The sequence below is a fragment of the Streptomyces bullii genome (genome assembly GCF_042657145.1).
Lineage (GTDB): Bacteria > Actinomycetota > Actinomycetes > Streptomycetales > Streptomycetaceae > Streptomyces > Streptomyces bullii.
The window spans coordinates 61,297-82,230 of record NZ_JBHSNY010000009.1; the positions used below are offsets into that span (position 1 = coordinate 61,297).

Sequence of the window (20,934 nt, forward strand, 5' to 3'; positions counted from 1 at the left end):
GGTCAGGCAGCCGTGCCCAACGCCGCCTTGTCCGTCAGATCGCCCTCCTCCGTGCGCAGGACCACCGGCGCGGGGGTGCGGCGTTCGCGCAGCAGGTAGCCCGCGCCGATGGAGCCGGCGATGATCAGCCCCCCGGTGACGAGCGCGCCGCGCGCACCGGCCAGTTCCATCAGCAGGCCCAGCGCGGGCGGGCCGCCCAGGCCCCACACCGTGCCGACGCTGCCCCACACCCCGAGCACCCGGCCCCGCAGATGCGCGGGCGGGTCGGTCTGCAGGACGGCCGTCCCGGCGGTGTCGGAGACGGACTCCACCACCGCCATCGGCAGCACCAGCACCAGCAGCACGGCCAGCGACGGCGACAGCCCGGCCACCACCTGGAGCAACGCCCCGATGGCCGCCAGCGCGCCCACCAGTCTCACGGACGGCCGGCGCAGCCGGGCGCCGAGCACCGCGCCGAGGATGCCGCCGACCGCGAGCACGGTGGACACCGTGCCGAACGCCCCGGCACCGCCCGCGAGCGGCCCGGTGACGAGCACGGCGAGCGTGAGCCCGTAGTTGCGGCCGAAGACCGCGCTGACCCCGGTGACACCGGCGAGCGCGAGCAGACGGGGCCGGCGCACGAAGAAGGCCAGGCCCTGGCGGACCGTCATGGCGGGGGCGTCACGCCGCTGCGCGCTCCTGGTGCCCGTCGCCTGCCGGACCGCTCCGAACGCCGGGCGCAGGAAGGGGATCACCGAGGCCACGAAGAGGAACGACAGACCGTTGGCGAAGTACGCGGCGGACGTGCCGAGGAACCCGACGGTCACACCGGCCAGGGCGGCTCCCACGAGCCGCCCCGCCTGGTGCACCAGCGCCCCCACGCCGATCGCCGACGGGACGTCCTCGGCGGGCACGAGGTCGTTGCCGAGCAGAGCGCACGCAGGCCCGTCGACCGTGGCGACGACGCCCGTGACGGCGGCCAGCACCATCAGGGACGTCATGTCCAGCCGGTCCAGGGCCACCAGGACGGCGGTCGTGAACGCGACCGCGCCGAGGAGGGCCTGGCTGACGGCGGCCGTGAGCTTGCGCGGCCACCGGTCGACGGCCGCGCCGCCCAGCACGCTGATCAGCAGGGCCGGAGCGGCCTGCACGGACATGGACAGCCCCGTCGCGGCGGCGGACCCGGTGATCTGCAGAACCAGCAGGTTCTGCACCGTGAGCTGCATCCACGTACCGGCGTTGGACACGAAGTTCGCCACGGACCACCAGCGCATGCTGCGGTACCTCAGCGACCGCCAGGGCGAACGCGAGACGGTCCGGGCGGGCGGGGAGGCGGGCTCCGGGGCAGGGGAGGGCAGGGCAGGGGCAGGCGAGGCAGACACAGTGCGGTACTCGAAGACGAGTCGGACGACTCAGCAGGGGGAGCGACGAGTGCGAGAACACCGGCTGCGCTGCGCGGTGGCCCCCGTCGCCGGGACAGGCGCCGACCATCGTGGCAGAACAGATCGCCGAGTCGATGACGCCGCGGTCCGCGCAGGCGCCCCCGCCCCCAGCAAATCCCGTCCGTTCCTGGGGACTTGCTGCCCCGAGTGTGGTTGATCACAGGCGCCCGACGTCGCTCGGGACGGCCCGCCGGAGTGACGGTGACCACAGCTCGCCTGCTTCACGGAGCCCGCGAGTCACTCGGGTGGAAGGGGGGCGCCAGGTGTCAGAGCATGAAAGCGACTCGGGTGGGGCACTCGTGAGGCCGCCGTCACACAGCGCCGACGGGCGAAGTACGACGGGGGAGGAAGGACGTCCTCATGAGGCCGACGACGACGTTCACCGGCGTTCCGGCGGTGCCCGCCCCCTGGAGGCGGGCCCTGGTGACCGGCGGAGCGGGCTTCCTCGGCTCGCACCTGTGCGAGCGTCTGCTGGATTCAGAAGTCGAAGTCGACTGTCTCGACAACCTCTGCACCGGCCACGCCGACAACGTCGGGCACCTCACCGGCCGCGCCGGCTTCCGGTTCCTGGAGTGCGACATCGCCGACCCGCGCTGTCCGGACACGCTGCCCGGACCGTACGACCTCGTCCTGCACCTGGCGGGTCCCGCCTCACCGCAGGACGGGATACGACGGCCCCTGGAGACCCTCGACACCGCCGGCCTCGGCACCCGCAACGCCCTGGCCGTCGCCGACCGTGACGACGCCCGGTTCCTGCTCGCCTCCGCGCCCCGGCACGACGACGAGCCCCGCCCCGCTGCCACGAGTCCCGGCCACTCAGGCCGCGACACGGACTCCACGGACTGCGCCGGTGACATCGACGACACCGACCCTCTGGCGCCGCGCTGCCCGTACGCCGAGTGGCGGCGCTTCTCGGAGGCCCTGGTGGCCGCCCACGCCGGCGTCCACGCCAGCAACGCGGGGATCGTGCGCCTGTTCGCCCCGTACGGCCCGCGCATGCGCACCGACGACGGCCGGATGATCCCCACCTTCGTCCGGCAGGCCCTGGCCGGAGAGCCCGTCACCGTCGCCGGGGACGGCACAGCGCCGTGCTCCCTGTGCTACGTCGACGACGCGGTCGACGGCGTGCTGCTGGTCGCCGCGGGCCGGTCCGTGCGGCCGGTCGACATCGGGGCGGACGAGGAGGTCACCGTCGCCCAGGTCGCCCGCCGGGTGATCGACCTGACCGGCTCCGACGCCCCGCTCCGCTGCGTCGAGGCGTCGGCCGGCGACCCTCGGCCGCACCGGCCCGAGACAGGGTTCGCCCGGGAACTCTTCGGCTGGGTGCCGAAGGTGTCCTGGCAGGAAGGTCTCGAACGCACCGTGGTGGCGCTCACGGGCGGCTCCGACCACGTCCCGGCGGCCGTCGCCGGGCCGGGACGGGGGGAGTGGCTTTTGTGAAGGCACTGGTCGTTCCCCTGGAGGGGTTCGGCGGCACCCTCCTCGCGGGCCCCGCCGTCCGGGCCGTGGCCACGCGGGCCACAAGGGTGACGTTGCTGTGCGACCCCCACGGCGCGCCCGCCCGCGAGCCTCCTGCCCCATGTCGACGACGTCGTGGTCCGGGACGACGTCGACACACTCGGCACCGAGGCGCTCACCCCGGCCGGAATCTGCACAGACGAAGACGGTGCGGACGGAACCGGCCCCACGGGCGACCTGGTGGGGCGCCTGCGGGAAGGGGCGCACGACGTGGCCCTCATCCTCACGCCGTACGAACAGAGCCCGCTGCCGACCGCCCGGCTGCTGCGCAGGGCCGGGGTGCGCCGCATCGCCGCGACCGGCGCCGACCACCTCGGCGGGCTTCCCGACGGACTGCTCGACGCGCACCACAGGCGGTCGCCGGACCGGCACGAGGCCCAAGCCGCCCTCGACGCGGCCGCCGCCCTGGGGTGCTGCCCGAGGACCGGGGACGACGGTCGGCTGCGCGTGCTGCCCTCGCCCGACACCGCCACCCTCACCGGCAACGGCCCGTACGTCGTCGTGCACCCGGGAGCGGGCACGCCCTCCCGCACCTGGGACGCAGCACGGTGCGCGCAGACCGTCGCCCTGCTCGCCGACGCCGGTCATCGTGTCGTCGTCACCGGCGGGCCGCACGAGCGGGACCTGACCCGGCGCGTCAGCGGGGACACCGCCGTCGACCTCGGCGGCCGTACGAGCGCGCGGACCCTGGCCGGGGTGCTGCGCTGCGCCGACGTGCTCGTCGCCGGCGCCACCGGTCCGGCCCACCTGGCGGCGGCCGTCGGCACGCCGGTTGTCTCGCTCGCCCCGGTGGCCCCGGCCGAGCGCCGGGCCCCGTACGGGGTGCCCACCGTCCTCCTCGGCGACCAGGGCGCCGGCCTGGACGAGGCCGACGCGGCGGTGACGGCCACGGCGCAGGACGTGGTGCGTGCTGTGCACAAGCTGACGTAGGGCACGAAACAGGGGGCGAGAGGGCGGGCACGGAGAGGGCACGAGAAGGGGCCCGTCGCCTCGGCGACGGGCCCCTTCCGCGTTCTCGTGTGCCGCTCCAGGCGGCGTCAGCCGGACTTGCCGCGGCCGGTCAGCGCGTCCCGCATCCGGTCGACCATCCCGGCCCCGGGCGCCAGCAGCTTGTTCATCGGCGGCTTGTCCGGGGCGGACGGGTGCGGGCGGGTCGGGGCCGTCTTCTTCGCCTGCCGGACCTTGTCGCCCAGCTCGTTGAGAGTGTCCATGGAGCAGGCCTGGCGCAGGCTGGGGAAGAGGTTCTCCTCCTCGTCGGCCACATGCGAGCGGATCTCGTTCATCAGCATGCCGATGAGCCGGTCGAACTCGGCGTCACCCGCATCGCAGCCCTCCAGATCCTTCATGATCTGCTCGGCCTTGGCGTGGTCCTCGAGCTCCCGGTCGGCGATGCTGTCCCCGTTCGGCACATGCTCCCGCACCGCCGGGTAGAGGTACTCCTCCTCGGCCACCGAGTGCCGGACGAGCTCGATCGTGGCCTGGTCGGCGTACAGCTTGCGGTCCTGGTGACCGGGCGGCAGCCCCTCGATCTTGGCGAAGAGTTCCTCGACCTCCCGGTGATCCGTCACCAGTTCGTCGATGACGTTTCCTCCGTGTCCCATGTTCTTTACCTCCAGCCAGGTCGTGGCGGTTCCGGGCCGGACCCACCACGCCCCCCGGGTCCCCCGGTCCCCAAGGGGCTAACGCGGCTCCGGCGGCACCGTCAGACGGGGAGCTTCGCCCGGATCCGGCCGGCGGTCGCCGCCGGGCCTGTCGTGGCGCGGACCGAGTGGCGCAGCAGACGGGCCTCGCGGCGCAGATCCTGCGTGGTGTGCCGGCCGCGCCACAGCAGGGAGGGAGCGGCACCCGTGTCGTCGGCGGCGATCAGCAGGCCACCGAGCATCGAGAGGTTCTTGAAGAAGTGGATGCGCTGCTCAGTGCGCTCGGCGGAATCCTCCGCCTCCCAGAAGCGGTGGCCCGCCAAAGTGGTGGGGACGAGCGTGCCCGCGATGGCGAGCGCCGCCAGCCGGGGCATGCGGCCGGTGGCCAGCATCAGCCCCGCCGCGACCTGGACGGCGCCGCTGAGCCGGACGACCTGTTCGGTCCGGTCCGGCAGGACCGGGACGCGTTCCGTGACCGGTTCCACGACGGGCTCGGCGACCGGGGCGACCGCCTTGGGGTTGCGGACCGATTCCATGCCGCCCGCGATGAACATCGAGGCCAGCATGGGACGGCCGAGCACGCGCAACAGACTCATGGCCCTCTCCAGGATGTCGGTGGCAACAGCGGTCGCCGGGTTCCCCACCCGCGCCGGGGACAATCGGCACCGGTCCGGCAAGGCGCCCCTCACCGTCACCGCGGCCGGGCGTCCTCCTCCACGGGCCGTACGTCGAAACCGCCCCGCCCGTCGAAGCGGACGCTGAACACGGCGTCGAAGCCGTCGGCGGGGGAGGGCCGGCGCAGGCGGCTGTACGTGGCGTGGAGACCGACGTCGGGCACCCGGGCGCGGCCCGTGCGCGCGGCGTTGCGCAGCAGCGAGCCCGACAGGTCCGGGGGGAACCAGTACGCGGTGACGGTGGCGCCGTGGGCGTGCCCGGCGGCCACCAGCGGGCGCCACTCCTCCGGGGAGGGGTTGGAGTTGTCGACCGCCACCGGCTCCCCGGCGGCCAGGGCCTGGTCGATCAGCCGCATCTGCCGCTCCTGCCTGCGTCGGGCACCGCGCGGGAAGGCGTCCTTGCTGACCAGCGCGTAGCGGTCGCTCAGACGCTGGGCGTAGAACGCGGACTTGCCCGACGCCTGGAGCCCGACGAGGACGGCCAGGTCGAGCACGGTGCTCAGTCCTCGGCGGACTGCTGTGTGCGGGTCCAGGCGTACTGCAGCCAGTCGGCCATCGTGATCGCGCTCAGCCCGGCACACAGCAGCCGGGCGGCCCGCGGCGCGCAGGCGTAGGTGACGGTCAGGGCACCCGCCACCCAGGCGGACGTGCAGAAGGGGCAGGTCACCAGGTCGCCGACGGCGTGTCGCACCTCGCCGCCGCGCGGTGCGTCACTGACCTCGCTGCCCTCGCCCTGTTCCGTACGGCGCGTGAACGGCGCCCGCAGGAAGCTGGTCACCTTGTCCCTGGCCAGCAGCCGGGAGCCTTTGAAGGTGGCCGTCCCCAGCAGCGCGAGGTCCCACGGCGGCACCTGGTCGGGCAGCCGCAGCCCGCGCCGCCGCGCCGTCACGGCGAACAGCGCGATGCCCGCCGCGAACGTGCCCGAGAGCGCGGCATAGCCCTTCAGCGGCACCTCGCCCTGCTCGTCGTAACCGGAGTCTCCGGAAGCCGGCTCCGTCATGGCACCTCCCTTGGGGATCACCCTTGTCACCTGGGCGGACCCCGAGTGCCCCGGGACACCGCCACCACACACGTCAGCGGCCCGGGCCTGCCGCCGCGCGGTGCCGGGTCCAGGCCCCCTCGCACAGGCCCGGGCCGAGCAGCACGTCCGCCGCGGTGCACGCCAGGGCCTCGGTCGCCGCGAGCAGGACCTCGCGGGCCCGGTCGGAGGCGGCGGCCGGCCGCCGCCGGGCCCGGCGAGAAGCTGCTGCTGTCGGGCAACGCCCACAAGTCCGTCATCGCGGCCGTCGTCGTCAACGGCGTCGAACCGATCTGGGTGCACCCCAAGTTCGACGCCGAACGCCACCTGGCCCACCCGCCCGAGCCCGACGACGTACGACGCCGGCTGAAGGAGCACCCCGACGCCAAGGGCATGCTGCTCATCACGCCCACTGACTGGGGATCATGCGCGGACATCCGGGGAGTGGCCCGGGTGTGCCACGAGTTCGACGTCCCCGTCATCGTCGACGAGGCGTGGGGAACTCATCTGCCGTTCCACCCCGCCCTGCCGGCGTGGGACACCGACGCCGACCTGGTGGTCACCAGCGTCCACAAGATGGGCGGCGCCATCGAGCAGAGCTCGGTCTTCCACCTTCAGCACGACCGGGTGTCGCCCGAGGCCCTCAAACAGCGGGAGGATCTGCTCGGCACCACCAGCGCGTCCTCCTTGGTGTTCGCCACGCTCGACGGCTGGCGCCGCCAGATGGTCGAGCATGGGCACGAACTCCTGGAGGAGGCGCTGCGCCGCGCCGAACGGATCCGGGCCGCTGCGGCGGAGCTGCCCGGCCTGTGGCCGATGGGCCGGGAGATCGTCGACGAGGGCCTCGCCGCCGACCTCGACCCCCTCAAGCTGGTGATCGACGTACGGGAGCTCGGCATCAGCGGCATGCAGGCGGCCGAGTGGCTGCGCACCCACCGACACGTGGATGTCGGCGGCTCGGACACCTGCCGCATCAGCGCCTCGATCACCCACGCCGACGACGACACCACCGAACGGGTCCTGCTGGACGCGCTGCGCGCCCTGGTGGAGCACGCCGACTCCATCGAACGGCGCCCGCCGGTCCGCCTGCCGGAGCCCTCGGCGCTCGAACTGGAACAGGCCACTGCCCAGCGAGGCGTTCTTCGCACCGGTCGAGCACGCACCGGTCGAGCACGTGCCCGCCGAGCGCGCGGCGGGACGCATCTGCGCGGAGATGATCAGCCCGTATCCGCCGGGCGTGCCCGTCGTGGCGCCGGCGAGGTGATCACCGACGAGGTGCTCGACTACCTGCGCAGCGGCGTCGACCACGGAGTGCTGATCCCGGACGCGGCCGACTCCCCGGTGCGCACGCTGCGGGTCGTGGCACGGCACCGAGGAGCCGGGGCGGGATGAAGGGGGGCCCGCGCCTCAGTCGGCGAGGTCGGTCCTGCCGAACAGCACCGCGTAACCCGTGGGCAGCTGACTGATGAGCTGGTTCAGCTCACCGGGGGAGACCATGTCGGCCAGCGTCGTCAGCACCGCGCCGGCGTCCCCCTGCGCCGTGCTCTCGCTGGCCCCCGTCCGCTCGGCCACGCGCCGACAGAACTCCTCCACCCGTAGGACTCCGGCTGTTCGCTCGCCGCGGCCGTCACTTCGCGTCCAGCGGGGCGGGGAGCTGGGCGGCCAGATCCTTGGTCTCCGCGGAGGTGATGCGTCCGGCGAGGGCCTCCAGCACCGCTTCGGTGACCTTCGCGGCCTCGTCCTGGTCCGCGTACTCACCTCGGTCCCTGACCTGCGCGAGGAACTCGTCGTATCGCGTGAGACGGGTCCGTCCTGTCGAACCGGCCATGTCCTGCCGCCCGGGTGCCCGTGCCGCACGCCCCGACACCACGTCAGCCCGCTCGTACGGCGCCGCGCCGGGGCGGTGGCGGGCTGTCAGACGCGCTGCCACAGTGCCGGGGTGCCGGCCGGCCTCCACGCGTCCTGTGCCTGGTGGGTCTGCAGGCACTGGTACCGCACGCCGTCGTGGGTGACCGTGGCGCCCGCCTCGAAGACCCGGCCCGCTGCCCATGCGTCCGTGGCCCCGTCGTCCTGCGGGGCGGGCGTACCGGCCGGGGAGGACGCGGTCCTCAGGGTGAGGCCGAAGTGGTCGAGCAGCGCGTTGACCGGCTGGTAGAACGTCGTGCCCCCGCTCGTGCAGTCCCCGGTGCCACCCGAGGTCACGCCCTGCGCCTGCGCGCCCGCCAGGAAGGGACCGCCGGAGTCGCCCGGTTCGGCGCACACCGTCGTCTGGGTCAGTCCGTCGACCGTGCCCTCGGCGTAGCTGACGCTGGCGTCGTGCTGCTGGATCGTGCCGCAGTGCCACCCGGTGGTCGAGCCGGATCGGCACACGGACGCCCCGACGAGCGCCTGGACCGAACCGGCCACCCGCACCTTCTCCCCGCCCTGCCCCTTGACGTCGGCCGTGGCCGTCCACTGCTCGTTGACGCCCACCCACGCCATGTCCTTCCCGGGGAAGGCGGAGGCTTTGAACTCGCCCTGCTCGGTCTCGTCGAAGCCCGTCGTCCGGGCGCCCGGTGTGCCGCAGTGCCCCGCCGTCGCGAAGCCCTGCTCCTGGCCCTTGGTGACGGAGAAGCCGACGGAACAGCGGGCGGTGCCGTCGATGTAGTAGGCGTCGCCGCCGGTGATGTCGGAGAAGAGACGCGGCCGTTGCGCCATCACCCGGACACGTACGCCCTGCGTTTCCACGCCGGCTGCCTTGAGGAACGCGGCCGCGGCGGGGCCGCTGGTGGCCTGCACCGTGACCCGGTTCGCCGGTACGTCGACGTACCACAGCGGCGTCTCGCCGGTGTCGCGGCGCGCGGCGGCCGCGTCCAGCTTCTCCTTGACGGCCTCGAGGCCGGCCAGGGACCTCTTGACGACCGCGGCCTTCGCGCCCTGCGCCTCGATGGCGGCCACGTCGGCGGAGTCGGTGGTCGCGACCGTGAGCTCCTCGGCGGTGGTGCCGCGCACCCAGGCCCCGGCGAAACGGTCGCCCAGGGCGATACGCAGGCGGCCCGCACGGGTCCCGGCCTCCGCCTCGTTGACCAGCCGTTCCGTCACCTGCGCCGGTGTCAGCCGCAGATCGCGCTCCAGCGCGTGCAGCACCTGCGCCGACGGCTTGCCCGTGCCCGGTGTCCGGGCGGCGGCCGGGGCGGGCCCCGAGGCGGGCACCGGTTCGGCCGCCGCGACGGCGGAGGGGGGCTGGGTGAGCAGGAGCGTGCCGAGCGCGGCCAGCGCGGCGCCGCGACCGGCCACGGCATGTCTGTGGACCATGCGTTGTCTCCTTCGAGGGCGGAAGTAGCTGACGCAAGGCCTTAGGTCTTGCCCGGACCGACCGTGGCGATGTCCGAGGCGTCCGTCGTTCGCGCTTTTGGTGCCGGGAAGGGGCGCCATGTGCAGTACGGGGGCGTGGCGGGCGGCGCCCGGGGGAGGGCGTCGGTGAGGGGAGGGAGTGGGTGAGGCGGCGGGCCCAGAACAGGAAAAGCCGCCGGCGAGTGCCGGCGGCGGACGGGTGGGAGCGGTACGGGGGTTCAGCCGGTGACCGCCCCGGGGGGCGCGCCGGTCGTCACGCGTGCGCGTACCGGCAGGTGGTAGACGTGGAAGGCCCGGCCGATGACCGGCTGGGCGACGTTGCGGACCTTCACGCCGCCGCTTGTCATGCCGTGTTCGGAGCCCGCGTGGGCGTGCCCGTGCACGGCGAGGTCGGCGCCGGCCGTGTCGATCGCCTCCGCCAACAGGTAACTGCCCAGGAACGGATAGATCTCCAGCGGCTCCCCGGCCAGCGTCTCGGGGACGGGGGAGTAGTGGGTGAGGGCGATGCGCGCGTCGCAGCCCTGCGCGTCCAGGTCCTCCAGGGCCGCCCGCAGACGGTCGGCGCTGTGCCGCGAGTGCCGGACGAACTCCTTCATCACCGGCTCGCCGAACTCCCCGGCGCAGCGGCCGACGAACCCGCCGCCGAAGCCCTTGGTGCCGGCCACGCCGATACGTGCGTCCCCGCTCTCCACCACCGTGCCCCGTCCCTCCAGGACCCGGGCTCCGGCGTCCTGGAGGATGGCCGTGACCTCGTCGGGCCGGTCGTCGTGGTGGTCGTGGTTGCCGAGCACCGCGACCACCGGGACCGCGAGGCCCTCGATCTCCCGGGCCACCACCCGGGCCTCCTCCGGCGTGCCGTGCCGGGTCAGGTCCCCGGCCAGCAGCAGGACGTCGGCGCACTCGGGCAGGGTCTCGAACGCGGGGCGGAGCACGCCCTGGTTGTCGGGGCCCATGTGGATGTCTCCGACGGCGGCGATCCGGATCATGCGAGTTCCTCCGCGTGGTCGGGTGAGGACGTGTCGGTGACCACGATGTCGCAGTGCACCGGGTGTCCGGCCAGCTCGTCCCGGGCGAGGCGCAGCACCTCGTCACGGCACTGGGCCGAGGGGACGGTGCCGGTCAGCAGCACCGCCTCGCCCCGCACCTCGACGCGTACGCCCAGCTCACCGAGGTCCCCGCCCGCGAGATGGTCCTGGAGGTGGGCGACGCGGTAGTCCAGGTTCGGGGCCGCGGGTGCGTCACCCGCCCGCTGTGAGCCGTGGTTGCTCATGAGTGCTCCTTCTGCGGGGGGATGACGTTCAGCCGTTCCAGGAGGAAGAAGAAGGCGGCCGGCATGGGCGCGTCCCCGCAGTCGCGCCGCACCAGCTCCCAGTCGACCTTCTCGCGCAGGGCCCGCGCGATGGGCAGCACCGCGCCGAAGTCGCAGTGGTGCTCGGAGAAGGCGGCGACCAGGCTCCACAGCAGGTCGGTCGGGGCCAGCACCGGCATGCGCACCGACTCCACCGACAGCTCCTCCGCGCGCCCCAGCATGTCCGTGCTGACGGGCCGGTGCGCCAGCTCGAAGATGATGTCGACGGACTGCCCGAAGCAGGTGGCCTTGATCAGCCAGTCCTCCGGCGGCCGGTACACCGTGAGGCCCGCCTCCCGCAGGGTGGCCGCCACCGCCTCCGCGTCCTCGGGCCTGATGCAGAAGTCGACGTCGTGCTGCAGGTTCTTCTCGCCGCCGTGGGCATAGGCCGCCACGCTCCCGGCCAGCGCGAAGGGATGCCCGTTGTGCTTCAGCAGGGCGCCGACCTGCTTGGCCGCCTCCAGGATCGCCTTGTTGCGGTCACGGGGCAGGAAGTCTTCGGGTTCCTCGTGCGGCGGGCTCTCGGCCGGCGCTCGACCGGGTGTCTCGGGGGCGAGGTGGAGGTCGGGGATTACGGGGCGCCTGGCGAGCGTCGCGTCCTCACCGTTCTGCGTCATGACCACTCCATTCGCCGACGGAACTGTCTGTGTTCTGCCTGGTGTGCCGGGCCCGGGACGGCCTGCGTGCGAGCTCTGAGTACCCGGCGCTTCCGCTCCGACACGGAGCATCCGCGCCGATCGGGACACCCGGGCAAAATCAATTGCACACAACTGAATGGCGCGCTATCATTCACGCTGTGCCGCCACTCCCGGTTGAACCGCCGACGGAGTCCGCCCCGGCACCACCGATCTGAGGAGATCGCCATGACCGAGCGCACCGCCCCCCGCCCCGTCCTGGAACCCGCCGCCCAGGCCTTCACCGAGGCCACAGCGAATCCGCCCTACCTCTTCGACCTCGGTCCCGTGGAGGGCCGCAAGGCCGTGGACGAGGTGCAGGCCGGCGACATCGACAAGCCCGCCGTCGACGAGGAGTGGGTCACCGTGCCGGGCGGGCCCACCGGGCCGGTCCGCACCCGCCTCGTCCGCCCGGCCGGGGCCACCGGCGTCCTCCCGGTGATCCTCTACCTGCACGGCGCGGGCTGGGTCTTCGGCAACGCCCACACCCACGACCGGCTGGTGCGCGAACTCGCCGTCGGCGCCGGCGCGGCCGTCGTCTTCCCCGAGTACGACCTGTCGCCCGAGGCCCGCTATCCCGTGGCCATCGAGCAGAACTACACGGTGGCCCGGTGGATCGTCACCGACGGCGCCGGCCACAGCCTCGACGCGGACCGGATCGCGGTGGCCGGCGACTCCGTCGGCGGCAACATGGCCGCGGCCCTGACCCTGATGGCCAAGGAACGCGGCGACGTGCCCCTGGTCCAGCAGGTGCTGTTCTACCCGGTGACCGACGCGGCCTTCGACACCGGCTCCTACCACCAGTTCGCCGAGGGCTACTTCCTGCGCCGGGACGCCATGCAGTGGTTCTGGGACCAGTACACGACCGACGAGAAGCAGCGCGCCGAGATCACCGCCTCGCCGCTGCGCGCCAGCACCGAACAGCTGGAGGGCCTGCCCCCGGCGCTGGTCATCACCGCCGAGGCCGACGTCCTGCGCGACGAGGGCGAGGCCTACGCGAACAAGCTCCGCCAGGCCGGCGTCCCCGTCACCGCAGTCCGCTACCAGGGCGCCATCCACGACTTCGTCATGCTCAACGCCCTGCGCGAAACGCACGCCGCCGAGGCCGCCATCACCCAGGCGGTCGGGGTGCTGCGCGACGCCCTGGGCGTGGCCTGACCGGGGTGTCGGGCCACCCCACCCGTTCCGGGGCCGCCCGGCAACGGGTGGGGTGGGCCGACGCGGCCCTGGCAGCGGAGCCGGCCCTGTCCGGGCCTGACCGCCCGGACGCCGCTCGTCGTCCCGGGGGCGCCGACGATGCCGCGCCCTCCCCGGGCACGGCCCGACGGAGCGCCTGCCCAGTCCCTTGCGGGCATCGGCTCGACCGAGGGTCTGCCTGACTTTCCTTCCGGCCTCGGTTGCCCGGAAGGTGATGGACGCCCACGCAACCTGCGGACGCGCTCGCGGGTGCCGCCCGTGTGGGTGCCAGTGGTGGCGGCCCGTGCCCGCACCGGCGACGCTGATACGGCAACGCCGGCCCCCGGGCGACATGTCCCGGGCCCCCACGGGGGTGAGGTGCCGTAAGGGGGGTACTCCACAGCGGCCGCTCGGACGCCGGAGACCGCAGAGTGTTCCCGCCCGGCAAAGGCCGAATAGGGGGCAAAAAGCGGGGAAACTGGTTAAAGGCCCTAGGTGACGCGCTCGTGGAGGTCGACATGAACCAGGTCAAGGAACAGTCGTCGGATCTTCCCCAGCCGTTGCGAGCCGTCGCCGCCGGCCTGCGGCACCTGCCCGGAGCTGAGCAGGTGGGCAAGGTGGCCGAGACCACCCTCGACCACATCGGAGCGGTCTCGCCACGCGGCCGCCGCATGGCCGTCTACGCCGGCGCCGGAGTGCTCGGCGTGGCCGGAGTGGTCGAGTGGCCCGTGGCACTGACCGGCGCGGCCGTCGCATGGCTGACCCAGCCCCGGCCGGGCCAACGGCCGGACGAGGGCACGGCGGACGACGGCCCCGGTTCCGCCGCGGCCGAGCAGCACCGGGCCTCGGCCGGCGTGGCCGGCGGTACGGAAGCGGGCCCCGGCGCCGAACGGTCGGCGCGCTACGGCGCCGGCGACAAGCTGGAATCCGCCCGACACCGCCCCGACCAGCCCGAACACCACGTGCACGAACAGCCCGCCAAGGTCGGCGACACCGCGACGGCGTCCGCGCTGAAACAGGTCGCCGAGGCCACGGCACACCACGGCACACATCCCGAACACCCCGGCCGGGACACGGCCCATCGGCACGGGCACAACAACGGCCGGCCCACCGGCGACAACCGGTAGACCTGCGGAGTCTGGACAACAGGAGATGCTCACACGCTTCGACGTGGCCCCGCTCGTCGGGGCCGTGGCAGGGGCGGCGGCAGGCGCCGCCCGCACCACAGCCCAGGGAGTGACGTCCGCGTACGACACCACGCGGCGCGTCCGGAACGTCGCCCGCAACGCCCTGGCCGGCGACACCCACTGGCGGGCCGGGCACCGCGTCCACGTGGCGCTGCGCCACCCCGGCGGCGACGCCGCCGCCCTGGCCCGCAAGGTGGCCGCCGAACTGCTCGACCACCCGGACGTACTGGCGGCCTACTGGGACGAGGGGCTGTCCCGTCTCGTCGTGACCGCCGTGGAGGAAGCGGCCACCGACCGCGTGACCGAGCGCGCCGGCGAGCTCGCCGCCCGCCTCGGGCTCGCCGAGGGCGCCGAACCGGAGGACGAGGACGAGGCCGTCCACCCGGGCGACCCCCGTGAGGTACGGGTCGCCGTGGCGGGACTGCTGCTGGACGCCGCCGGCACGGCCGGCGCCCTGGCCGGCCGGTCCCTGCGGCTGCCGCCCTCCCCGCGCATGGTCACCGCGACGGTCACGCTGCTGCGCGAGAACCCCCGCTTCCGCGCGCTGCTCAGGCGGCGGTTCGGCCGCACCGGCCGGGAGCTGATCCTGGCCGCCACCAACGCCGCCGTGCACGGGGCGGGGCAGTCACCGGTGTCCCTGGTCCTCGACGGGCTGCTGCGCACCGGGCAACTGACCGAGGCGGTGGCCAGGGCCGCCGCCTTCGAGGCGCTGCACGACGACGTCTGCCTCCCGGAACGCACCAGCCTGCCCTGCCCGCCGTGCACCCGGCCGCCGCTGCGGGTCACCCCCGCCAAGGAGTACGCCGCCAACGCCAGCGCCGGCAGCCTCGCGGGCGCCCTCGCCACGCTGCTCGTCATGCACGACCCGAACGAGGCCGCCGAGGCCGTCCTGGCCGGCTCCCCGAAGGCCGCCCGCTACGGACCGGCCGCCTTCAGCGCCGCCCTCGGCGCCTTCCTGGCCCGCTCCGGCATCCTCGTCCGCAGCGCGGAGCGACTGCGCCAGCTGGAGATCGCCGACTCCCTCGTCCTGCACGCCGACGCCCTGCGCAACCGGCGCCGGCCCGACTCGGCGGACGACTGCGCCCCCGACGATCCGGCCGACGACCCCATCGACCCCTTCGCCGAGGCCGTCCTCGACGCCGCCCGCCGGGCCGGGCTGCACGTCGTCATCGCCGGCGGCTCCGACCTGAAGGACATCACCCGGCTGGCCGACGAGGTCGCCCCGCCCCGTCGTCCGTTCGGCGACGTCGTACGCACCCTGCAGGGCGACGGACGCTGCGTGGTGACCGTCGCCCGCCTGGACGAGACCGGTGACGACGACGTGGCGCACGGGCTGCCCGCCGGTGACGTGGCCATCGCGCTCACCGACGCACGGGCGGCGATCGCCTGGGGTGCCGACGCGCTGGCCCCGGGCGGACTGGCCGACGTGTGGCGGATGCTGACCGCGATCCCGGCGGCCCGGCGGGTCGGCCGCCGCTCGCAGACGCTGGCCCGCGCGGGCGCGGCCCTGTCGGGGCTCATGGTGGCCCGCGGCAGCAGCCCCCGCACCCCCGGATGGCTGCCGTTCAGCCGGCACGCGCCGGTGAACCTGGCCGCCTGCAACGCCCTGCTCACGGGGTGGATCGAAGCAACCCGAGTGGCCCGGGCCACGCCGCCCCCGCCCCGGCTGCACATCCCCTGGCACGCCCTGGAGCCCGACGAGGCACGCGCCAGGCTGCGGCCCGCCGAGCCGGACCCCGAGCTCAGCGGCCTCGCCCTGCTCGCCGACCGCACGCGGCAGCGGGCCGCACGTCTGGCCCGCAACCCCGCCGCGGCCCCCGCCCGCTGGACCTGGCAGGCGGCCGGTGCCGTGCGCCGGGAACTCGACGATCCCCTCACCCCCGTCCTCGCCACCGGCGCGGTCGCCTCCGCGCTGCTCGGCTCCCTCGTCGACGCGCTGCTGGTCGTCGGCGCCATGGACATCAACGCCGTCGCGGGCGGACTGCAGCGGCTGCGCGCGGAGCAGGCCCTGGCCCGGCTCGCCGCCCGGCAGCAGCCGAAGGCGCGCAAGCAGAACGGCGACCGCCGCACGGTCACCGTCGACGCGGCCCGGCTCCGCCCCGGCGACGAGATCAGCCTCGGCGCGGGCGACGTCGTGCCCGCCGACGCGCGGCTGCTCGACGCGGACGGACTGGAGGTCGACGAGTCCGCCCTCACCGGCGAGTCCCTGCCGGTGACCAAGTCCGTCGAGGCGACGCCCGGAGCGCCGGTGGCGCAACGCGCCTGCATGGTCTTCGAGGGCACGACCGTCGTCGCCGGCCGGGCCACTGCCCTCGTCGTGGATACCGGCGAGCAGACCGAGGCGGGCCGGGCCGTCACGCTCGCCGCCCGCACCCCGCCGCCCGCCGGTGTGCAGGCCCGCCTCCAGGAACTGACCCGCAAGGCCCTGCCGGTCACCTTCACCGGCGGCGCGGCCGTGACCGGGTTGTCCCTGCTGCGCGGCAGCCCCATCCGACGCGCCGTCAGCGGCGGTGTCGCGGTGGCCGTCGCCGCCGTCCCGGAAGGGCTGCCGCTCGTCGCGACCGTCGCCCAGATGGCGGCGGCCCGCCGGCTCTCCCGGCGCGGCGTCCTGGTGCGCACCCCGCGCACCCTGGAGGCGCTCGGCCGGGTCGACACCGTCTGCTTCGACAAGACCGGCACCCTCACCGAGAACAAACTGCGCCTGGTCCGGGTCGCCACCGCCGACGGCGCCGTCCTCGAACCGGACGCGGAGCACGCCGTGCCGATCCTGCGCCTGGCCGCACGGGCCTGCCCGCAGGAAGAGACGGGGGAGGGGCGCCGCGTCGCGCACGCCACCGACGAGGCGGTCCTGGACGCCGCCCCGCCCGACGAGACCTGGGTCCCGGTCGGTGAACTGCCCTTCGAGGCCAGCCGGGGCTACGCTGGGGCCGTCGGCCGCGACGGTGTTGCGGGCGCGGACGGGCTGCTGGTCGTCAAGGGCGCACCCGAGACCGTGCTGCCCGCCTGCCGGGACCTGCCCGACGACGCGATGGACCGGGCCCACGAGCTGGCCGGGCGCGGACTGCGCGTGCTGGCCGTGGCGCAGCGGCCGTGCCGGGCACAGGACGCCGAAGCCGAACTCGACGCGGACCTCGCGGAGCTGGAGTTCCGCGGCTTCGTCGCCCTGGCGGACGTCCCGCGCGACACCTCGCACGCCCTGCTCGCGGAGCTGCGCCGCTCCGGCATCCTGCCCGTCATGCTCACCGGCGACCACCCGGAGACCGCCCGCGCGATCGCCCTCCAACTGGGCTGGCCGGAGGAGACCGAGGTCGTCACGGGTGACGAACTGGTCGCCATGGAACGCGGCGAGCGCGTCCGGGTGCTGCGCGGCGCCGGCGTCGTCGCCCGGGTCGCGCCCGAACAGAAGCTGCACGTCGTCGAGGCGCTGCAGCAGGCCGGCCGGGTCGTGGCGATGACGGGCGACGGCGCCAACGACGCCGCCGCCATCCGCGCCGCCGACGTCGGCGTCGGCATCGAGGCCCGCGGCTCGGCCGCCGCCCGCAACGCCGCCGACCTCGTGCTCACCACGGGCGACCTGTCCGTGCTGGTGGACGCGGTCGTCGAGGGCCGGGCGCTGTGGCGCAGCGTCGCCGACGCGGTGAGCATCCTCATCGGCGGCAACGCCGGCGAGGTCGGGTTCAGCGTGCTCGGCACCCTGCTGGCCGGTGCCTCACCGCTGTCGACCCGTCAGCTGCTGCTGGTCAACCTGCTCACCGACATGTTCCCGGCCATGGCGGTCGCGGTGACCCCGAGCGACGACCCGGCGACGGCCCAACACGCCGCGACCGGCCCGATGGGCCTGGACGTCCTCGGCGTCCCCCTGCTGCGCACCATCCGGCGCCGGGGCGTGACCACCTGCCTCGGCGCGGTCACGGCGTACCTGTTCGGCCGCCTCACCCCCGGCACCGAGCGCCGCTCGACCACCATGGCGCTGTGCGGCGTGGTCGGCGCCCAGCTCGTGCAGACCCTCTCCGGCCGCCGCCACAGCCCCCTGGTGTGGGCGACGGCCCTGGGCTCCGCGGCCGTCCTGGCCGCCCTCGTCCAGACCCCCGGCGTCAGCCACTTCTTCGGCTGCACACCGCTCGGCCCGGTCGCCTGGGCGGGAGTGGCCCTGGCCATCGCCCTGTCGGCCCTGGCGCCCCGCCTGGAACGCATGGAGCCGGTACGGAACATGTACGCCAACGCGGCCCAGCTCGCCCTGCACCTGAACGGCCTGGTCCAGCGGGCCCGCGAGATGCTGCACAGCGGCATCGCGCGCCCGGTCGCCTGAGGGAGGAGCCGCCGCCCCGGATCGTCGAGCCGACGGCCCGGGAGCGGCGGCTTACCTCTGTGCGCGCGGCCGTCCGCACCGCTCAGACGGTCAGCGTCGGCACCGCACGAAGAGGTGGGGCTCCGGGGCGGCCTCCGCATGGGCCGGGGTGAACATCACGGTCTCCTCCGACAGCACCGTGAGACCCGCCGCCCGCACCACCGCCACGACGTCCTCGGCGGCGAAGCTGGTGACCCGTACGGGCTGCCCCATGAAGACCGCGTCGACGCCCTGCACGTCGAGGGGCACGGTCGCGAGGATCAGATGGCCCCCCGGCCGCAGCGCCCGCGCCAGCCGCCGCACGACGTCCGACTGCTCCGCGCGGGACATCTGCAGCAGCGAGAAGAACACGCACACCGCGTCGTAGGCCTCGTCCTCGAGCGGTACGTCGCGGATGTCGGCGCAGCGGAACGTGGCGTCCGGCACCCGCTGTCCGGCGAGCCCGACCATGACGGGGGAGAAGTCGATCCCCAGCACGTCATGGCCGGCGGCGGCGAGCGCGGCGGCCGTGGGCCGTCCCGTCCCGCTGCCCACGTCGAGCACCCGGCTGCCCGGCCCGAGCCGCGCCAGCAGCCAGTCCAGTTCCGCCCGGTGCGCCTCGGAGCCGGCGAACGCCTGCTCGTACCGGGCCCCGAGCGCGTCGAACACCGCGGCTTCCCGCAGTCGGCCGTCCTCGTCGGTCACCAGGCCTCCCCTCGTCCGCGTACCGATGCCGGGCATCCTTCCACCGCCGGTTGGCCGGCCACAACGGTGCCGATCTCGTGTCGCGCTCCCCGGGGCCGGGACCGCCCGGCCGCTTGCGGTCACCGGGTCCGGGACGGCAGGGTCAAGGCCGTGTCCACTCTGCTGATCGTGCATCACACGCCGTCGCCGAACTGCCAGGCCATGTTCGAGGCCGTGGTCTCCGGAGCCACGGCTCCGGAGATCGAGGGCGTCCAGGTGGTACGGCGCCCGGCGCTGTCCGCCACCGCCTCCGACGTGCTCGCCGCCGACGGCTGCCTCCTCGGCACCCCGGCGAACCTGGGCTACATGTCCGGCGCCCTCAAGCACTTCTTCGACCAGGTGTACTACCCCTGCCTGGACGCGACACGGGGCCGCCCCTTCGGCTACTACGTGCACGGCGGCAACGACGTCACGGGCGCGGTGCGCGGCATCGAGTCCATCACCACGGGCCTCGGCTGGCGCCGCGCGGCGGACGCCGTGACCGTGACCGGCGAGCCGGACAAGGCCGACGTCGAGCGCTGCTGGGAACTGGGCGCAACGCTCGCCGCCGGCCTGATGAACTGAACCGCCCCAGGGCCTGTCTTGTCAGCCCTGTCCTTCAAGGGACAGGATCAGGGCCCTTCCAGTCGCCGCCGGTCCTCCTCGTCCCACGTCCGCGTGTCGCGCGGCTGCGTGTACGGCTCGTCCTCGGGCGGATGACCGCCGGCGATGGCCCGCTGCCGTGTCGTCTCCGCGTCGAACTCCAGGCCCAGCAGGATGGCCAGGTTGGTGATCCACAGCCAGACCAGGAAGACGATGACACCGGCCATGGTGCCGTACGTCTTGTTGTACGACGCGAAGTTGGCGACGTAGAACGCGAACCCGGCGGAGGCGATCATCCAGATCAGCAGGGCGAGGAAACTCCCCGGCGTGATCCACCGGAACCCCTTCACCTTGGCGTTCGGGGTGGCCCAGTACAGGATCGCGATCATGACGGTGACCAGCACGACGAGGACGGGCCACTTGGCGATCGACCACACCGTCAGCGCGGTGTCCCCGAGACCCAGCGCGTTTCCGGCCTGCTGGGCCAGTCCGCCCGTGAACACCACGATCAGCGCGCTGACCACGGCCAGCACCATCAGCACCACGGTCACGCCCAGCCGCACCGGCAGGACCTTCCACACGGGGCGCCCCTCGGGCATGTCGTAGACGGCGTTGGCCGAGCGGATGAACGCCGCCACATAGCCGGACGCCGACCAGACCGCCAGCACCAGGCCGACGAGCGCCATGACCGAGCCGATGCCGGCGTTGCCCTGCAACTGCTCCACGGCCCCCCGGATGATGTCACGGGCCGCACCGGGGGTCAGCCGCTGGAGGTTGTCCAGCACCGTCTCCGTGGTCGACCTGCCGGTGACGCCCAGCAGCGACACCAGCACCAGCAGTGCCGGGAACAGGGACAGCACGCCGTAGTACGTCAGCGCCGCCGCCCGGTCGGTCAGCTCGTCGTCCTTGAACTCCCGCAGACTGCCCTTCAGTACCGCCTTCCACGACCCCTTGGGCAGCCGTGTCGGGGAGTCCGGCGCGGCACGCTCCACCTCGGGCCCCGGCCCGGGCTCCTCCGGGGCCTGCGCATCAGCGCTGTGCTGTTCTTTTCGTCCAGGAATGTGCAGCTTCACCATGGGCACCGGGTAACCCCGGACCACACGCCTAAGCCCCGGACGCGCCTGCTCGCGATACGGGCCGCCCTCCGGTCGGGTCCGCGCACCCCCGGACGCTCGCGGGAGCGCTTCCCGCGCTGCGGGACGACCGCGGTGCCCCCCGACCTTCGGCGCCGGTGCGACGAACGCGCGAAACGCGCCACGCGGTGGGGAAGTGGCGCAAACAAGTGCTTGCCG

At 74.2% G+C, this 20,934-nt stretch carries 19 protein-coding genes and 1 pseudogene; 7 read left to right on the top strand and 13 right to left on the bottom strand.

From position 1 onward, the window contains the following. Positions 1–2 precede the first annotated feature (2 nt). Positions 3–1,361, bottom strand: a complete 1,359-nt coding sequence (locus ACFPZJ_RS25375) for an MFS transporter (protein WP_381025932.1) — start codon at positions 1,359–1,361, stop codon at positions 3–5. Between the two features lie 420 nt (positions 1,362–1,781). On the opposite strand from ACFPZJ_RS25375, the gene ACFPZJ_RS25380 reads away from it, so the two are divergent. Continuing rightward, positions 1,782–2,861 (top strand): NAD-dependent epimerase/dehydratase family protein, encoded by a 1,080-nt coding sequence (locus tag ACFPZJ_RS25380; RefSeq protein WP_381025935.1) that lies wholly within the window; start codon positions 1,782–1,784, stop codon positions 2,859–2,861. Then, positions 2,858–3,869, top strand: a pseudogene (locus ACFPZJ_RS25385) (glycosyltransferase family 9 protein). Before ACFPZJ_RS25380 ends, ACFPZJ_RS25385 begins: the two are co-directional and overlap by 4 nt. 107 nt (positions 3,870–3,976) lie before the next feature. On the opposite strand, the gene ACFPZJ_RS25390 reads toward ACFPZJ_RS25385, so the two are convergent. From ACFPZJ_RS25390 to ACFPZJ_RS25405, 4 genes are all read right to left on the bottom strand, one after another. Then, positions 3,977–4,540: a hemerythrin domain-containing protein gene (locus tag ACFPZJ_RS25390; RefSeq protein WP_381025938.1), complete on the bottom strand. Its 564-nt coding sequence runs from the start codon at positions 4,538–4,540 to the stop codon at positions 3,977–3,979. A gap of 101 nt (positions 4,541–4,641) precedes the next feature. After that, a complete protein-coding gene (locus ACFPZJ_RS25395) occupies positions 4,642–5,175 on the bottom strand; it encodes a DoxX family protein (protein ID WP_381025941.1) in 534 nt (177 codons plus the stop codon). A gap of 95 nt (positions 5,176–5,270) precedes the next feature. Continuing rightward, complete coding sequence (locus ACFPZJ_RS25400) at positions 5,271–5,747, bottom strand: AAA family ATPase (RefSeq protein ID WP_381025944.1); 477 nt, start codon at positions 5,745–5,747, stop codon at positions 5,271–5,273. Positions 5,748–5,752: 5 nt separating this feature from the next. Further along, positions 5,753–6,253 (bottom strand): DUF1360 domain-containing protein, encoded by a 501-nt coding sequence (locus tag ACFPZJ_RS25405; RefSeq protein WP_381025947.1) that lies wholly within the window; start codon positions 6,251–6,253, stop codon positions 5,753–5,755. A 45-nt stretch (positions 6,254–6,298) separates the two neighbouring features. Here ACFPZJ_RS25405 and ACFPZJ_RS25410 point away from each other — a divergent pair, with 45 nt between their 5' ends. After that, positions 6,299–7,663, top strand: coding sequence for an aminotransferase class I/II-fold pyridoxal phosphate-dependent enzyme (locus tag ACFPZJ_RS25410; protein WP_461096655.1), 1,365 nt, complete (start codon positions 6,299–6,301; stop codon positions 7,661–7,663). Between the two features lie 15 nt (positions 7,664–7,678). On the opposite strand, the gene ACFPZJ_RS25420 is transcribed toward ACFPZJ_RS25410, so the two are convergent. The 6 genes from ACFPZJ_RS25420 to ACFPZJ_RS25445 all read right to left on the bottom strand — a co-directional run bounded on the left by ACFPZJ_RS25420 (position 7,679) and on the right by ACFPZJ_RS25445 (position 11,569). Then, positions 7,679–7,843 (bottom strand): DUF2267 domain-containing protein, encoded by a 165-nt coding sequence (locus ACFPZJ_RS25420; RefSeq protein ID WP_381025949.1) that lies wholly within the window; start codon positions 7,841–7,843, stop codon positions 7,679–7,681. A gap of 55 nt (positions 7,844–7,898) precedes the next feature. Next, positions 7,899–8,201, bottom strand: a complete 303-nt coding sequence (locus ACFPZJ_RS25425) for a DUF2267 domain-containing protein (RefSeq protein ID WP_381025951.1) — start codon at positions 8,199–8,201, stop codon at positions 7,899–7,901. Continuing rightward, on the bottom strand, positions 8,186–9,565 hold the full coding sequence (locus tag ACFPZJ_RS25430; protein ID WP_381025954.1) for an alpha-lytic protease prodomain-containing protein: 1,380 nt from the start codon (positions 9,563–9,565) through the stop codon (positions 8,186–8,188). The genes ACFPZJ_RS25425 and ACFPZJ_RS25430 overlap by 16 nt, the downstream gene beginning before the upstream one ends. A gap of 257 nt (positions 9,566–9,822) precedes the next feature. Next, positions 9,823–10,590 (bottom strand): metallophosphoesterase family protein, encoded by a 768-nt coding sequence (locus ACFPZJ_RS25435; RefSeq protein ID WP_381025957.1) that lies wholly within the window; start codon positions 10,588–10,590, stop codon positions 9,823–9,825. After that, positions 10,587–10,874, bottom strand: a complete 288-nt coding sequence (locus tag ACFPZJ_RS25440) for a BON domain-containing protein (protein WP_381025959.1) — start codon at positions 10,872–10,874, stop codon at positions 10,587–10,589. Before ACFPZJ_RS25440 ends, ACFPZJ_RS25435 begins: the two co-directional genes overlap by 4 nt. Beyond that, positions 10,871–11,569, bottom strand: coding sequence for a nucleotidyltransferase family protein (locus tag ACFPZJ_RS25445; protein ID WP_381025961.1), 699 nt, complete (start codon positions 11,567–11,569; stop codon positions 10,871–10,873). Before ACFPZJ_RS25445 ends, ACFPZJ_RS25440 begins: the two co-directional genes overlap by 4 nt. A 246-nt stretch (positions 11,570–11,815) precedes the next feature. Here ACFPZJ_RS25445 and ACFPZJ_RS25450 point away from each other — a divergent pair, with 246 nt between their 5' ends. The 3 genes from ACFPZJ_RS25450 to ACFPZJ_RS25460 all read left to right on the top strand — a co-directional run bounded on the left by ACFPZJ_RS25450 (position 11,816) and on the right by ACFPZJ_RS25460 (position 18,298). Continuing rightward, on the top strand, positions 11,816–12,784 hold the full coding sequence (locus ACFPZJ_RS25450) for an alpha/beta hydrolase (protein WP_381025964.1): 969 nt from the start codon (positions 11,816–11,818) through the stop codon (positions 12,782–12,784). 536 nt (positions 12,785–13,320) lie between these two features. Then, complete coding sequence (locus ACFPZJ_RS25455) at positions 13,321–13,929, top strand: hypothetical protein (RefSeq protein ID WP_381025967.1); 609 nt, start codon at positions 13,321–13,323, stop codon at positions 13,927–13,929. Positions 13,930–13,954: 25 nt separating this feature from the next. Further along, positions 13,955–18,298, top strand: a complete 4,344-nt coding sequence (locus ACFPZJ_RS25460) for a cation-translocating P-type ATPase (protein WP_381025970.1) — start codon at positions 13,955–13,957, stop codon at positions 18,296–18,298. Positions 18,299–18,388: 90 nt separating this feature from the next. Here ACFPZJ_RS25460 and ACFPZJ_RS25465 read toward each other — a convergent pair whose 3' ends face one another. Further along, positions 18,389–19,057: a class I SAM-dependent methyltransferase gene (locus ACFPZJ_RS25465; RefSeq protein WP_381025973.1), complete on the bottom strand. Its 669-nt coding sequence runs from the start codon at positions 19,055–19,057 to the stop codon at positions 18,389–18,391. A 114-nt stretch (positions 19,058–19,171) separates the two neighbouring features. Between ACFPZJ_RS25465 and ACFPZJ_RS25470 the strand changes: the two genes are divergently transcribed. After that, positions 19,172–19,624 carry a flavodoxin family protein gene (locus tag ACFPZJ_RS25470; RefSeq protein ID WP_381025976.1) on the top strand — a complete coding sequence of 151 codons (453 nt, stop codon included), beginning with the start codon at positions 19,172–19,174 and terminating at the stop codon, positions 19,622–19,624. 47 nt (positions 19,625–19,671) lie between these two features. On the opposite strand, the gene ACFPZJ_RS25475 is transcribed toward ACFPZJ_RS25470, so the two are convergent. Next, complete coding sequence (locus ACFPZJ_RS25475; protein WP_381025979.1) at positions 19,672–20,718, bottom strand: YihY/virulence factor BrkB family protein; 1,047 nt, start codon at positions 20,716–20,718, stop codon at positions 19,672–19,674. Positions 20,719–20,934: the final 216 nt, after the last annotated feature.